The 15046-nt window shown below is 51.6% G+C and carries 8 protein-coding genes; 3 read left to right on the forward strand and 5 right to left on the reverse strand.

The window, feature by feature from the left end; translation table 11 throughout:
- The first annotated feature begins 200 nt into the window (after positions 1-200).
- Entirely contained in the window at positions 201-3704 is a 3504-nt protein-coding gene (locus BLQ88_RS06165) for a carboxypeptidase-like regulatory domain-containing protein (protein WP_310590140.1), read from the forward strand.
- 269 nt (positions 3705-3973) lie between these two features.
- Here BLQ88_RS06165 and BLQ88_RS06170 read toward each other — a convergent pair whose 3' ends face one another.
- From BLQ88_RS06170 to BLQ88_RS06180, 3 genes are all read right to left on the reverse strand, one after another.
- Entirely contained in the window at positions 3974-5353 is a 1380-nt protein-coding gene (locus tag BLQ88_RS06170; RefSeq protein WP_090147665.1) for a sigma-54-dependent transcriptional regulator, read from the reverse strand.
- Positions 5354-5558: 205 nt separating this feature from the next.
- On the reverse strand, positions 5559-6227 hold the full coding sequence (locus BLQ88_RS06175; RefSeq protein WP_090147667.1) for an esterase/lipase family protein: 669 nt from the start codon (positions 6225-6227) through the stop codon (positions 5559-5561).
- Positions 6228-6314: 87 nt separating this feature from the next.
- Positions 6315-8966, reverse strand: coding sequence for an ABC transporter permease (locus tag BLQ88_RS06180; protein ID WP_218132894.1), 2652 nt, complete (start codon positions 8964-8966; stop codon positions 6315-6317).
- Positions 8967-9239: 273 nt separating this feature from the next.
- Between BLQ88_RS06180 and BLQ88_RS06185 the strand changes: the two genes are divergently transcribed.
- Both BLQ88_RS06185 and BLQ88_RS06190 read left to right on the forward strand, forming a co-directional pair.
- Positions 9240-9677 (forward strand): putative immunity protein, encoded by a 438-nt coding sequence (locus BLQ88_RS06185; protein WP_090147668.1) that lies wholly within the window; start codon positions 9240-9242, stop codon positions 9675-9677.
- Positions 9678-9849: 172 nt separating this feature from the next.
- Positions 9850-11520, forward strand: a complete 1671-nt coding sequence (locus tag BLQ88_RS06190) for a sensor histidine kinase (RefSeq protein ID WP_090147670.1) — start codon at positions 9850-9852, stop codon at positions 11518-11520.
- 13 nt (positions 11521-11533) lie between these two features.
- Here BLQ88_RS06190 and BLQ88_RS06195 read toward each other — a convergent pair whose 3' ends face one another.
- Together BLQ88_RS06195 and BLQ88_RS06200 are read right to left on the reverse strand one after the other, a co-directional pair.
- Entirely contained in the window at positions 11534-12700 is a 1167-nt protein-coding gene (locus tag BLQ88_RS06195) for an acetyltransferase domain-containing protein (protein ID WP_090147671.1), read from the reverse strand.
- Positions 12701-12885: 185 nt separating this feature from the next.
- Positions 12886-15027 carry a GH92 family glycosyl hydrolase gene (locus BLQ88_RS06200; RefSeq protein ID WP_090147673.1) on the reverse strand — a complete coding sequence of 714 codons (2142 nt, stop codon included), beginning with the start codon at positions 15025-15027 and terminating at the stop codon, positions 12886-12888.
- Between the last annotated feature and the right edge of the window lie 19 nt (positions 15028-15046).

Consider the following 15046-nt stretch of genomic DNA (forward strand, 5'->3'; position numbering starts at 1 on the left):
TTTCTTGTCCAAGATGACGACTTTAATCAGATTGTAATAGACATTTCGGCGGAGGAACCTTTGCCTATATTAACATCCAATGCCCCATAGTTATAAATAGGTGACATACTGCTTTTCTGCATAGTAACTTGACAACTATGCATTACCTCTCTTCCTCCTTCGGTAAATGGTTAACAGTGATCTTGTTAACGGGATTTTCAATGTTGGCCCATGGCCAGAAGACAGCCGTGTTGACCGGCCAGGTGACAGAAGCGGCGACGGGGAAGCCTATGCCGTTTGCAAATGTATATGTCAACGGCAGTACCCAGGGCGCAGTCACCGATGAAAACGGGGCGTATAAGTTGAGCGGGATTCCGCTCGGTACGGTTGAGATCGTAGCTTCGTTTGTGGGGTATGTTTCTGTCACGCATAAGATCCGGTTTGAAAACACATCACCGCAAAAAGCCAATTTCGCGCTTGAAGCAAGTGCGGAAATGCTCGATGCGGTTACAATAAAGGGGAACCCGAAAGGTTGGGAGCGCCATTTGCGGCAGTTTAAAAAGCAGCTCTTCGGGGAGCCGTTTGGCGGGCAATGCGTGCTTGTAAACAGCGAAGTCCTTAATTTCAAAGAAGACAAGGGGCATTTGTATGCGACGGCCAGTGAGCCCTTGATTATCGAGAATCAGGCGCTGGGCTACCGGCTTATTTATGCATTGCAACATTTCGATGCTACCTCGGTAAAGGTCTATTCGGCCGGTACTTCACGTTTTGAAGAACTAAAACCGGAAAATGAACGGCAGGCCGAACGGTTTCTGCATAACCGGCAGACCGCCTATAAGGGGTCGATCCGGCATTTGATGGCCAGCCTCATCGATAATTCGTACGAGCAGGCTGGTTTTCTGGTTTATCAGGAAGATCCATCAAGGTCCATTCCGATCGATCGCCGCACAATTACACTGGAAGCCGCAGTGAGAGAGATCAAGCGCCTGGTACCGGTCAAAATTGCTACGCTGATCCAGCCGGGACGGTTGCCGAATGAACGGAAGCTGTTTTCTCCTTTGAAGCTCGTTGTGCTCTACACGAAAGCCTCCTCGACTTTCTCGCCCTATCCCGATGCGCGTTACGCCTATACGGAAATAAGACTGCCCAGCGGCCAGTTGCAAATGACCTCCGACGGGGTGATCACGATCCCCGAGGGAATGGAAGCGCAGGGATCGATGGCAAGCGACCGGCTTTCAACCATGCTGCCCGCAGAATGGACACCCAGGGGCAACCAGCAAGAGGAACTTACAAATGGCCCGTTGGTTACGCAGGGAAAGCTTGCGCTGCCCGACACCTGCACCAGCCGGATTACTGTAACTTTTAATGAGCGATTCAAGTTGCTGTCGCCTAGCGTGTTTGTGCATATCGATAAGCCGGTTTATGCCACAGGCGACCGGGTCTGGATGAGTGCGTATTTACTCGACGCGGCCAACGACCAGCGCGCCGGCGGAGAAGCGGCAATGCATGTCGACCTGCTTACGCCGGCAGGCCAGCTGGTGCAGCACCAATGGATACGCGTGGAGGACGGACGCGGTCAGGGCAGCTTCCGGCTGTCGGACACGCTGGCCGCGGGGACGTACCGGCTGCGCGCCTATACGGATGAAGACAATGCCCAGCTTGGTCCGGCTTTCGAGCGCCAGGTGGGCATTTATAACTTGTTTCGAAATGAAACTTCTGCGGATCGTGACACGCTGTCCCGCTCTTTGGATATCCGGATCTTACCGGAAGGCGGCCGCTGGATTTCGGGATTGCCGGCCCGTTTGGGGATCAAAATTGTGCAGCCGAATGGCCATGGTTTAACAGTTGACGGGCTTATTGTGGATGACATTGGAGCGGAAGTAACGCGTTTCAAAACTAACCCGCAAGGGATGACCAGCGTTTCAATGCAGCCAAACGCTCAAAGATCCTATTATGCAGATGTAGTTTACATGGGCCAGCGGCAGCACATCCCTCTACCCAAGCTGGAAACGGAAGGGATGTTACTCTCGGTCGACGCGGTGAGCGATACCGCCCGGGTGGCACTGACCGTCATGAGCGCTAACCAGACTGCGAGCGATTCGGTGTATATTTTAATTCAACAGCGCGGCAGCATTGTTGATCAGCGAAAGATGATCCTGCAAAAAGGTATAGCAAAAGTAAGCTTGCCGATGACAGGCTGGTCGCCAGGTCTCACCCAAATTACCCTTTATGACGGTTCAGCGAGGCCCCAGGCCGAGCGGCTGTTTTTTGTGCCTGAATTTGTCGCGCCGGTGCGGATGGTGTTAGCATTGAACAAATCCCGTTACCAGCCTCGTGAGCAGGTCGTTATGAGCGTGAGCCTCGCCGATAACGGCTCTCCGGCATCCGCGGCGCTATCGGCGTCCATCACGGATGTCAATAAGGTGTCCGAGGATTCCACCGCTACTTTACACACGCATTTACTGCTCACCGGGGAGCTTCGGGGAATAGTCGAAAATGCCAACCGTTACCTCGCCGACCGAAGCGATAAAACGCGCCGGGATCTGGACGACCTGCTGTTGACGCAGGGATGGCGGCGCGTCAGTGGCACGGCGGAGCAGGACCTGGCGGATGGTTTGTCGTTCACCGGCCGTGTTTTGGATTCGAAAAAACAGCCGGTACCCGGCGCTCACATTACGGTTGCGTCGACGGGCGCAGGTAAGTCGTTCGTAAAAATGGCCAGCGCCGACGAGCAAGGGCTGTTCAAATTGGCGGGAATGACTGTTATGGATACCGTGCAGCTCATGGCGCAAATCTCAGACAGTAAATCCAAACGCCTCTCTCCGGGCAGGGTAGTACTGGTGCGGGAAGGAGCAGGACCACGTTGGGAAGCCGGCAAAATACCCGCATTGTCTAGCGGAGCTGCATTACCGGTTCAGATGGAAGCAGCCAGGGATCGGCAGCAGGCGAACCCCGACCTCTATCGCGACAAAACTGTGAAGCAGCTGGAAGAAATTACGGTCCGCGGCCAGAAAACCGATGACAGGCCTGAGGATGTCAGAATGCGCAGCCTGCACGATGTAGCCGATGCCGTTGCCAAATTCGATGAAAAGTCCCCGATGTATCCGAATTTATACGAAATGGTCCAGGGGCGTTTCGCCGGGGTAACAGTGCATAAGACTTCCGCTAAGCCGGGCTCACCGCCGACACCGCCCGGGTACAACATAATCATCAGGGGTGTCGGCAGCTTCAACAGTGGCACGCAGCCGTTGTTTTTGGTAGATGGCGTCCCTATCCAGGACCCGGACGGCACTGCTTTGCTAGTCTTCAATCCCAGGGATATCGAGCGAGTCGAAGTGTTGAAAAACGCCAGCACGGTAGGTATTTATGGTGTCAGAGGAGCCAATGGCGTAATTGCTTTCTACATGAAACGCGGCCGGTCGATGCAAGAAGGTAGAAAAGTAGAGTCGGATATGCTTCCGATCCAGTTTATAGGCTACCCTTCCGTGCAGCGGGAGTTTTATGTACCGCGCTACGACACGGAGCCGGGAGCCAATGCCGTTTCCGGTGCTGCCGACGACCGCGACGTTCTTTACTGGAAACCATTAATGCAAACCGACAGCAAAGGGCAAAGCCAGCTGCGGTTTCCGTTGTCGGACAAGGTGCGGACTTTGCGCGTGGTGATCCAGGGAATCACTTCGGACGGCCGCCCGGTAAGTAGTACGCAGTTAGTTCAGGTTCAGTGATGTTGTGGGAGACAGTGCGGCGGGTCCACGTTCGCCTTTGGGTGAGAACAATCCGGTTTGCATGCCAAGCAGCAATTGTATGCCTATCAGAACAGGTTAGTAAAAGAATAGCTTTGTACAACAGTTATCATTGAATATCCATTTAAAATCAATTAGATAACCCTGTACTTTGCTGAAAGGAATAGGACACTTTCGGGCGATGCCAAGTGTTTGGTAAGTACAGTTGTAACGAGAAAATACCGCTTCACATGAGGTGGTATTTTTTGTTACTAGGCAAAAAAAGTAGTTGATTTATTGATCCCCAGTTTCTTCATCCGCGAGTTCAGCGTGGAAACGTTAAGCCCCAGCAGTTCCGCAGCACCACCGGTGCCGGCGATTCGCCCACTGCATTTTTTGAGAATCTGGATAATGTAGTCGCGTTCCATTTCTTCCATCGATTTGATTTTCGAAGCCCCGCCTTCCGGTGAAATTTCCGCTTTGGCGTTGTTTAGCAGGCTGATACCGTTGATCGTGTCGCCGGAGCTCATCAGCACGCTGCGCTCGATCAAATGTTGCAGCTCGCGGATGTTTCCCGGCCAGTCGTAGCTCACCAGTTGCCTGGAAACGGAAGGGGAAAAGCCGGACACGCTCTTGCCGAATTTGGCGGCGAAGATTTGAACAAAATAGATCGCCAGCGGCATAATGTCGTCTTTTCGTTCACGGAGCGGTGGGAGTGCTACGGGAAAAACATTAAGCCTGTAATATAAATCGAGCCGGAAACGGCCTTCCGCTACTTCTTTTTCGAGGTTGCGGTTGGTAGCGGCGATAATGCGGATGTCGAGGTCGATAGGTGTTTTACCGCCTATCCGGTCGATTTGCTTTTCCTGCAACACATGTAACAGCTTTGCCTGCATGGAAAGGGTCAGCTCGCCGATTTCATCCAGGAATATCGTCCCGTTCTGGGCAAGTTCGAACCTGCCCGACCTGCGCTCGGACGCACCTGTGAATGCGCCCTTCTCGTGCCCGAACAGCTCGGACTCGATCAGTGCCGCCGGCAGGGCCGCGCAATTCACCCGAACGAACGGATGTTTCCGGCGATCAGATAATTTGTGAATGCTTTCCGCGATTTTTTCCTTGCCGGTACCACTTTCACCGAGTATCAGTACGGAAACATCGGATGGCGCGGCAATGCGGACTTTTTCCATTACCTCTAAAAGGCCCGGACTGCTGCCTACGATGGTAGGTAATGCTGAGTTGACGGGTATGTCTAACGGCGGTTGAGGTTTTGATAATTCCGACTTTTGCTGGTGCAGGTAATGGGCAATGTCCAGCGTGACCAGGATATCTTTTTCCCGGAATGGTTTGACGAGGAAACCGTAGGGTTGAGTGCTTTTAGCCGCGTCCAGGATTTCCCTGGATGAGTTGGCCGACAGGTATACAAATGCAATGTCCCGCTTGCGAAGGACACGCGCAAGGTCGATGCCTGTCAGATTTCCTTTCAAATAAATGTCAAGTAAAACCAGGTCGGGGAGCGTGACATCGATGATTTCCAGTGCCGAGCGGACGTCGTGCGCAATGGCTATGACTGTATAGCCGGCCTTTTCAAGCACCATTTGAATGTGGTTGGCCTCGATAAACTGATCTTCAACGATCAAAACCTTGCCGTTCATAGTCTGCAAACAGGCTGATTACCCTTCTCGATTTGGAATATAGATTAGCTGTAAATGCAAATATAATCCAAGTGCGGAAATTTCAATCACTTCTCGGATATGTGATAACATGAGAATTATTGCCGGGCGCAGGAGATCGGGGATTGGTATGGTTCGTGAAATGAGCGGTGATTTTGGGGTTGGATGTAACGGTATATATTGTACGTCAGTCCGGTGATGATGGGCAACAATCGCTATTTTTTGAGGAAAGTAAATGGGGTGACGCATGAAATGCTTCACTCAACTCGAAGTCAACAGGCCCTTCCAGCACATGGGTGATCTTTTTCAGGAGTTTCTTATCAAAAATCATCCAGGGATGCATTAATGCGAATACTTTGAAAGTTTTGCCGGCCGGCATCATCGAAGATCTGGCCGGAATAATGATCAGGTCAAAAGGACTGTAATAGGAGACAAAGACCAATTGCTGTAATTGCCCGGCATTCGCATTAAGGCTGTTAAGAAAATCACTGTTTGGGCGCATCTGCCTTACACCCGCGAAGGGAAGCACATAGGCGGCAAGGGTACCATTATGCGGCGTCGCAATGGTAATCAATCGGTCCGTTTTAGACAACCCACCCAGGCGTTGAAGATAGTATCGTGCTATCAGGCCTCCCATGCTGAAAGCAATGATGTCGATCCGGTCGGACTCCTGTGTATTTTCCCGGATAAATGAACTTAGTCGTTCGGCAAGCTTCTCGAGGGGCTCGGTGCCATTACTGGGCAGCAACGAAGGTGTAAAAACTTTCCATCCCAATGCGCTCAATTGCTTTGACATCCAGGCCATTCTTCTGCCTGTATCCAGGAAACCATGCACGAGTATCAACGTATTGGCCATCTCAAATTCTGGTTATAGTTCGTTGGCCCAAAACTGGTTACATAATGCGACAATTCTTTTGATAAAAATCAAAAAATCACGTAATCCCTATTCACTTCGTAAACTTTTTACCGGATTTGCCAGGGCTGTCCGGATGGATTGAAAGCAAATCGTCAGGAAGGCGACCAGCACGGCCAGTAATGCGGCTTCCAGAAATATAAATGCGTCGATGCCGATCCGGTAGGGATAGTTTTGCAGCCATTTGTCGATGGCGTAATAGGCCAGCGGAAATGCGAAAATGAAGGACAGCGAGACAAGTTTCAGGAAGTCGGATGTGAGCAGGCGGGTGATGCTGGCCACCGATGCGCCCATCACCTTGCGGATACCGACCTCTTTGCTGCGCCGCTCGGCGGAAAGCGTAGCCAGTCCGAATAGCCCGATGCAGGAAATGAAAATGGTAAGCGTGGTGCCAAAAAGCATGATTTGCCTCCACCTGGCCTCGGATTCGTACCGTTTCAGGTTTTCGTCGTCCAGGAACCGGTAAGTGTACGGATTGAGCGGGAACAGCCGGGCGTATGTTTCGGCAATGTGCCGGAGGCTGGAAGTTTCAGACGCGGGTTTGATTTTGACAAAAAAACGCCCGTAGGGGTTGGCTGGCCTCATGGTAAAGAGCTGCGGGCCGATTTCCTCGTTCAGATCGGTGTAATGATAGTCTTTCACGACGCCGACGACCGTGCATTTGAAATTTTCATACGTGAAATCGACTATCTGGCCGATTGGTTCCTTCCAGCCGGCCTGCCTTACAAATGCTTCGTTCACCAGCACGGAGCGCGTGGAATCGCCCGGGAAGGCGGGTGAGAAGTTGCGGCCTTTCACCACCGGCACCTGAATGGCGGGCAGATACTCGTGGTCGACGGTCTCATATATAAAAGGAATTTCCGTGCCTTGATTGACTTTCGCCGCCGTGTTCCAGCGGCCGCCGTTTTTGGGCGCGACGGCAATGATGTTCGGATCTTTTTGAAGTTCCAGTCTAAGCAGGTGCGCTTGCTCACGGGTGAGGTTAGGTTTGTCGACACTGATCAAATGCTCATCATTGTAGCCCAGGTCTTTATTGATCAGAAAATTGAACTGGGAATTGATCGTGAGCGTGCCGATGATGAGGAAGGATGCGATCGTGAACTGGAGTACCACCAGCGTAGTTTGCAGATAGCCTTTGCCCGAAAGCTGCAACCGTTGATAAAGGGTTCTGACAGGACTGTAACCCGACAACACAACGGCCGGATAAAAACCGGCCAGCAGGCCCGTAGTGAGCAGCAGCGCGAGGTAGCCGAGCACGAGGCCGGTATCGAAAAGGTAGGAAAGGGAGAGGGACTTGTTGGCAAGGTCGTTGAAAATAGGCAATATAAGCTGTACAAGTACCAGCGCCAGAACGAATGCAATGATGCACAGGAGGAAAGATTCGCCCAAAAACTGCATGACGAGTTGCATACGCCCGCTTCCGACTACTTTGCGTACACCGATTTCCTTGGCACGTTTCAAAGAACGCGCCACGGTCAGGTTCACGAAATTGATACAAGCAATGGCGAGTATAAAGAGTGCTATGCCCGTAAGAATATACGACCACAGCGGGTTGCTATGCCCCACCAGGCCACCGTCGGAGGGCAACTCTTCGCTCAGGTGCATATCCGGAAAGGGTTGGAGGTTGTAAACTTTCTTGTCCTTCATGCCATATTTCAGTGCTACCTCCTTAATGGCCTCTTTGGCTTCGGCATTGTAAACGAGGTTCATCTTGCGCTCCACCTGCGCGATGTTCGTTCCGGGGGCGAGCAGGACGAATGTGTTCATGAATGTATTGAACCAGTTGGTAGCGCGGTGGGCTTCACCCGGCCCGATGACCATCGGAATGACCATGTCGAACTTGATCGATGAATTCTGAGGGCACTTTTTTGCTACGCCCGTGACCGTGTAGGGTTCGAAGCGCGCGTCCTTTTCAAAACTATCTTTCATCAGAACTGTCCTTCCAAGCACATTTTTGCTGCCAAATTGCTTCTCGGCCATTGCTTCCGAGAGTACCACCGAGCGGGGTTCTTTCAATGCGGTGTTCGGGTCGCCGCTCAGCAAGGGGAAGGAAAATATGGAAAAGAAGCTGGAATCCGCACGGAAAATGTCTTCGCTTTTGATCTCGTTGCCTCTTTTGATATCGTTGCGGTGCCCATGGAAACGCACGAATGCCTTGATTTCGGGCACACCTGCTGCAAAGGCCGGGCCGGCGACATAGCCCGTGTTTCCCATGGAGCCCACCTGCTTGCCTTCGGGCGAAATGTATTTGTTGGTAATGCGGTAAATGTCCGGATTATTAGCGTGAAACTGGTCAAAGCTGACTTCGTCTTTCGTGTACAGCAAAATCAGCATGGCAGCAGCGAGTCCGATGCTCAGCCCGGCCACATTGATAAACGAATAAGCCTTGTTATGTACGAGCGTGCGCAGGGCGATGGTGAAGTAGTTACGGATCATATCACGGCTGAGTAAATAAGTGGGTGGATAGTCGCTTTTTGTTCTTTTGATATACCTCCATTGCAGAAAACCCAATGCTTCGATCCAGTATCGAAGCTGCGCTTTTCTCAGGCCCGCCTTTCGGACCTGATAGCGGAATTCTTCGTGCAGGTCGCCCAGGACCGATTCCCGTAAGTGCGGGGCGCATACCAGGGATAGTAGCCTATCGGCCCAGACTGGCGGACGCGGCGGGAGATCTGGTTCCATATTCTGATTAGTTTCACATTTGCTGATAAAATATCCAGCCAGCGCGTGTATTGTGGTTTATATGTCTGTAAATCAAAGTTTTGTGATATTTTTTGAACAATTGAACGTTCATTTGCGGACAGTTTATGTCCGGTTCTAAGAATGAACCCAATCAAATTTTTTGTTATGTTCGCCATACCCGCCTTTTAGTAGTCGGGAATTCGTTACAGCAATTTTAATCCATGAGAGAAGCAACAGTAAATTCTTTCTTAACAGCCAGTTAATCAAAGTGAAATGCGAGACGCAAGATTTGTGGCGGAACACCGTGGCGGACCATTGAAAAGGCAACAGCATAATGCATTATTGGAATGGGCTTCCAAGTGCGTGAAGCACGTGTTGGATAAAATCGGAGAAAATTCAAATCCTTCGTTCATAAAAATTCTGGATGTTGGCGAAGCATGGAAGAATGGCAATGCCTCTGTGGGTGATGCCCGGAACGCCGCGTTCGCAGCTATTGCTATTGCCAAAGCACTTGAAGATCCGGTTAAAATTGCCGCTGCACGCGCGGTGGGGCATGTAGTGGCGGTCGCGCACATGGCCGACCATGCATTAAGAGCAGCTGATTACGCCTTGAAGGCATTAAGCAAGGACGAACGCGTTTTAGAACGGCAATGGCAAAATGAGCAGTTGCCCGTCTCGATTAAATCGCTTGTATTGGCAACCCGAAAGTAAGGTTCAGGAAGAAGCCGGGGTGGAGAACCTTAGCATGGTTCCTTCCTAATTCAGTCGCGCATGTCTAATATACCGGCAAAAAAACGATCGACATGACATTACCTGAACCGAAATTCAAATGGTTATATTTAAAATTGTGTAAAAGTCAGTTTGCAGCCATGTTAGAATATCGATGAATGTTGAAAATAATAGCCAGGGCGCTAAGCCGAAATTCCTGGAAAACGCGGGTGAAACCGGAGAAATAATCCGTCATTTCGACTGGGAGAATTCCTCGCTCGGGCCGATCCACGAGTGGCCGGGCAGCCTGTGTACGGCGCTTGGGATCGTAATGAATTCCGCCTTCCCGATGTTTCTTTTCTGGGGCCCGGATCACATATGCTTTTATAACGACGCCTACCGTCCAAGCCTCGGCGAATCCGGCAAACATCCGGCGATCGGCAAAAGGGCCATTGATGTATGGCCGGAGATTTGGGAAACTACGATCGGGCTCATCAGCCAGGTGTATCGGACCGGCAAGCCGCAGTGGTTTGAAAACAGGCTGATCCCCATCGCCAGGAACGGGCGGCTGGAAGATGTTTACTGGACATTCAGCCACAGTGCCGTGTATGGGGACGACGGGTGCATTCAGGGCGTGCTGGTGACGTCGCTGGAAACGACGCCGGCGGTGGTAGCGCGTCAGAAAATCGAGGAAATCGTACTTGAACGCACCGCGGAGTTGGAGCAAGCAAATGCTTCCGTTAAAAATGCGAATGCCTATCTTCAGGATATCATTAACTCCTTCAAACAGCCGCTGCAAGTCCTCGAACCGGTTTACGAAGGCGGGGAGATCGTAGATTTTAGGTTTAAACTAACCAACCAGGCCTATGCCTCGTATGCGGACACGACGCCGGATGCTATTCAGGGCAAACGGGTAAGCGAAATTTTCCCCGGCTACCTGAAAACGACAAGTTTTACCAATGTGGCAAAGACGTTTCTGTCGGGCCAGTCCGATACCTGGATGATCCATTATGACCAGGATGGGCTTGACCTGTACAATGAAATGACGGCGATCAAAATGGCCGATGAAGTGATCCTTCACTTTGCAGATTATACAAAGCTCAAATACCTGGAATTTGAGTTGCTCAACAAAATCACCGAACTGGAAAATTCAAACCAGAATCTTGAAGCATTTGCCCATGCGGCGTCGCATGATCTGAAAGAGCCTGTCCGGAAAATAAAGGTGTTCACCCACCTTCTCCAGGATCAGCTTGATAGCAAGTTATCGGACCAAAACCGGGCAACATTTCATAAAATCATATCCGCGTCGGAAAGGATGGGAAAACTGATCGATGACTTGCTGTTATATTCCCAATTCAGCCTGATCCCACCTGATAAAGAGCCGGTCGACCTGAACGAAAATATCAAGCAGGTGATCGAAGACCTGGAAGTCAGGATCCATGAGAGCAATGCCACGCTGGTGCTGGGACGACTGCCTGTTATCCACGGGTATAAAAGGCAACTGAACCAGATGTTCCAGAATCTGATCAGCAATTCATTGAAATACAGAGACCCGGCCGTAGCGCCCAGCATTGAAATTTCGGCAACAACCTGCACAGAGAACGGTATCGACTACGCGCAACTGGAAATACGCGACAACGGTATCGGCTTCGAGCAACAATACGCCGAGGCTATTTTTGACCTTTTCACCCGGCTTCACAACAGCGGTACCCAGCAAGGCAGCGGCATCGGCCTCTCCACCGTAAAAAGGGTCGTCGACAACCACCAGGGCATCATCACCGCAGAAAGTCAGCCGGGGGAAGGCGCGCTATTCAGGATTTGTTTTCCCAGTGATGTGAGGTGGTAGTTTGGGGGGGGAATTACAAATAACTCAACCACCACTGCTCGGAATGCTTCCGCTTATACCCGTCAAACCATTTACAAACCGGATAGAGGGCGGCGATGATGGATAGCCAGATGAGGTATACTACGGGCAGGCTGAACCCGAAACCGTGGAGGTTAATGTCGAATTGCGTTTGTATCGCGGTTTGCCAGCCATATCCCGTTAGTTCTGCGCCGATCATGCCGGTAATGCGGATGGTGTAGAGGTGCAGGATGTAGTAGAAGAAGGGCACCCGCCCGAATACGCAGAAGAAGTCTATCACTTTTCCGCTCCATTTTTCGGAGTTAGCCAGGAATAAAAAGGGGAATGTGAGGGTCAACAGTAGGTAGGAGAGTGAGGGCGGGTATTTGCTGACGTTAAAATAGGACATCAGCGTTCTTTCGGGTGTGGGCAAATGCTTCCAGGGAACGGGGTCTCCATAAACATTCAGCCACCTGACCACGAGGAAGAGGATGATGGTGGCCAAACCGATTCGGTTGAAAATGCGCTTTCTGCTTGCAGGATCGAAAGGTACCTGGTAAAAACGGCCGAAGTAATAACCCAGGGCCATGACGCCGATCCACGGAATGATCGGATATACGACCGTCAATGTAATGCCCCAAATTTTGGTAGTATATACCTCATGCAGAATGGCCCACCAGACATTGTCAAAGTGAAGGCGATCGAGCAGGTTATGCCCCCCGATCAGGGCCAGGGAGATGATCAGCGTGGCATTTGGAGGAAGGTAGACAAACCCGGCGAGGAAGATCATGCTCATGCCCAGCACCCAGATCACCCCCAGGTCGAGATTCGTGAAGTTTACATTGAGATACCATGCGAATGAAATGATGGTGAGCTCCATGAAAACCAGCCATAAGCCGCGTTTGACGAGAAACAATGCAAGGTCGCTGCGTGACCGTTTTTTACCGGAGAAAAATGCCGAAATCCCGGCCAGAAAGCTGAAAGTGGGTGCGCATACGTGCGTTATAATACGGGTAATGTACACGGGTACGCTGGCGACAGCCGGGTTGCTTACTTCAAAAAATAAACCGGATTGGTAAAAATAGTCGCGCGTGTGGTCGAGTGCCATCAGCACCATTACCAGGCCTTTTGGCAGGTCAATGGATTCGATTCTGGGAGATTTCAGGGGGAGGGAGTTTGTCATGGCTGGTGCCGGTTAAAAAGTACTCAGTCCCACGATGAGCAGCTTCACCTCTGTGTTCATGGTATTTTTTCGAGGGTGTATTTCTTGGCAATGTATACCCTATCTTCCGATTCGCCAACGAATACTTTCGCCCACGCATTTAGCAGCTCCGGTCAGCCCAATCCATACTGACCGGAGCTCTGCCTTTACCGGGTCACCATCTCAATTTCCCCGCCATTGCGGAAGAGCGCGTGAGGCACGAAATAGCCATCCGTTTGCTTGCCATTTACCTTCACTGCACGCAATGCCCGGCCTTTTCCGGGCTTCTTAATGATCAGCATTTTACCGGTGCTGGTCTTCCATTTCACCTCGTCGAAAAGCGGCACGGTGACGATGTATTCCGGGTCGGTGGCTGAGAACGGGTAGAGGCCCAGCGCGCTGAATACATACCAGGCCGACATTTCCCCGGCATCGTCCATACCGCACAAGGCCAGGCCGTCGTCGCCGATGCCGTACAGGTTGTTGAGGATATTGTCGAGTACCGCCTGCGATTTTTCAGGTTTGCCGATAAAATGGTAGGCAAATGGCGCTTCATGGTCGGGCTGGTTGCCGTGGCAGTACTGGCCAACCATCGTTTCCACGTTCCGGGCAATGTGCTTCGGGTTCCAGGGAACGGTAAAAAGCGAATCCAGCTTCGACTCGAAGCCTTTCGGGCCGCCGTAGAGCGCGATCAGCCCTTTCATATCATGGGGCGCGAAAAACGACACTTGCCAGGCATTGGCTTCGCGGTACATGTATTCGTAATAAGGGTACTGCGGGTCGAATGGCTTGATCCACTCGCCATTGGCCAGCCTCCCGCGCATGAAGCGCGTGGAAGGATCGAACATATTGCGGTAATTTTTCGAGCGGGCCATCAGCACTTTGTAATTGGCCGAATCGCCGAGGCTTTTCGCGATCTGTGCCACCGAATAGTCGTCGTACGAATATTCCAGCGTTTTGGAAACGCCTGCATTCGCTTTCGTTTCCACATGCGGGTTAGGCACATCCGGGTCGGAGATGTAGCCCTTTTCAATGTATTCGGCCACGTGCGGACGCGCGCCGCCGGGCGTATTGGCGTTTTTCAAAAGGATTTCATAGGTGCCTTTTACATCAAAACCGTCGATCCCGCGCAGGTATGCGCCCGCAATGGACGACGCGCCATGGTCGCCGTGGAAAAATGTAGGAATGAAGCCTTTTTTATCGCCCACATCCTTCATCGATTTGATCACATCCAGGGTGACGTCCGGCGAAATCAGTCCCAGCAGCACATCCTTGTTCCGGTAAGTATCCCAAAGCGAGGGCTCGGTATAGTACCGGAAGCCAGCCTTGACTACATTTTTCTTCGCATCGGTATATTCTCCATTCACATCGCTGCGCAATGCGGGCCACAAAAACGAGCGGTACAGGCAGGAATAGAGCATTTGCTTCTGCTTGTCGGTACCGCCTTTAACCTGTACCGACGACAAGAGATTCTCCCACATACGCGTAGCATCCGCGCGAACTGTTTCGAATGTCTTACTGCCGATCTCTTTTTCAAGATTCTCTTTTGCATTGGCAGTACTTACAAACGAAATGCCGATTCTGAGCTCCACAGGCCCCTTGCCTCCATCGGCCAGGTGCACGATCGCGTAACCGGTTTTAGCGCCTTCCTCCTTTTCTTCCAGCTTTTGAATGGGAGTGTTCAATGTGGCGTAAAAGTAAATTTTCTCACCCGTTTGCTGAAAACCCTGGATTGCATTGGCTCCTGCCTGTTCGATATTCCAGTTAGAAATTTTGTTGTTCGCTTTGGCCAGATCGAAGAGAATCTGGCGGTCTTTGCCATTCTGGTACTCATAGCGGTGAAACCCTGCCCTCAATGTGGAAGTAAGGCTTACATTCACCTTATAGTCATCCAAGAACACCTGGTAATAGCCCGGCGCAGCGCTTTCTTTGGCATGACTGAACTTCGAACCGAACTTCTCGCCCGGGTTGGACAGCGGCAGCACGGGGATGTTGCACAGGTTCCAATGGCCCTTGTTGGTGTGGGTAAATGCGAGGATCACGTCGTCCTCATACTCGTAACCGGCACCGGACCCATACTCGGTCATCGGGCTGAGCTGCACCATCGCATTCGGCAGCGAGCTGCCCGGAAAGGTCAGTCCGGCCCAGGAGCGCCAGCCATCCGGCAGCTGGTAACCCAGGATTTTAGGGTCGGTCAGCGGTGCGGTGCCGATAAATGTGTTGACATACTTCGTGTAATGCTGGGCCTGGCCATGCGCGGCCGCCAGCAGGGTCATTAACCCGCTGCACAGGATTCTGGTAAACTTCATTAAGAGCTTCGGTTTTAGT

Origin of the sequence: Dyadobacter soli (genome assembly GCF_900101885.1) — a bacterium.
GTDB classification, from domain to species: Bacteria; Bacteroidota; Bacteroidia; order Cytophagales; family Spirosomataceae; genus Dyadobacter; species Dyadobacter soli.

Bases quoted from the DNA above. Each gene is read 5' to 3' on its own strand.
- BLQ88_RS06165 (WP_310590140.1), top strand. From the start codon at position 201: ATGTTGGCCCATGGCCAGAAGACAGCCGTGTTGACCGGCCAGGTGACA.
- BLQ88_RS06170 (WP_090147665.1), bottom strand. From the start codon at position 5,353: ATGAACGGCAAGGTTTTGATCGTTGAAGATCAGTTTATCGAGGCCAAC.
- BLQ88_RS06175 (WP_090147667.1), bottom strand. From the start codon at position 6,227: ATGGCCAATACGTTGATACTCGTGCATGGTTTCCTGGATACAGGCAGA.
- BLQ88_RS06180 (WP_218132894.1), bottom strand. From the start codon at position 8,966: ATGGAACCAGATCTCCCGCCGCGTCCGCCAGTCTGGGCCGATAGGCTA.
- BLQ88_RS06185 (WP_090147668.1), top strand. From the start codon at position 9,240: ATGCGAGACGCAAGATTTGTGGCGGAACACCGTGGCGGACCATTGAAA.
- BLQ88_RS06190 (WP_090147670.1), top strand. From the start codon at position 9,850: ATGAATGTTGAAAATAATAGCCAGGGCGCTAAGCCGAAATTCCTGGAA.
- BLQ88_RS06195 (WP_090147671.1), bottom strand. From the start codon at position 12,700: ATGACAAACTCCCTCCCCCTGAAATCTCCCAGAATCGAATCCATTGAC.
- BLQ88_RS06200 (WP_090147673.1), bottom strand. From the start codon at position 15,027: ATGAAGTTTACCAGAATCCTGTGCAGCGGGTTAATGACCCTGCTGGCG.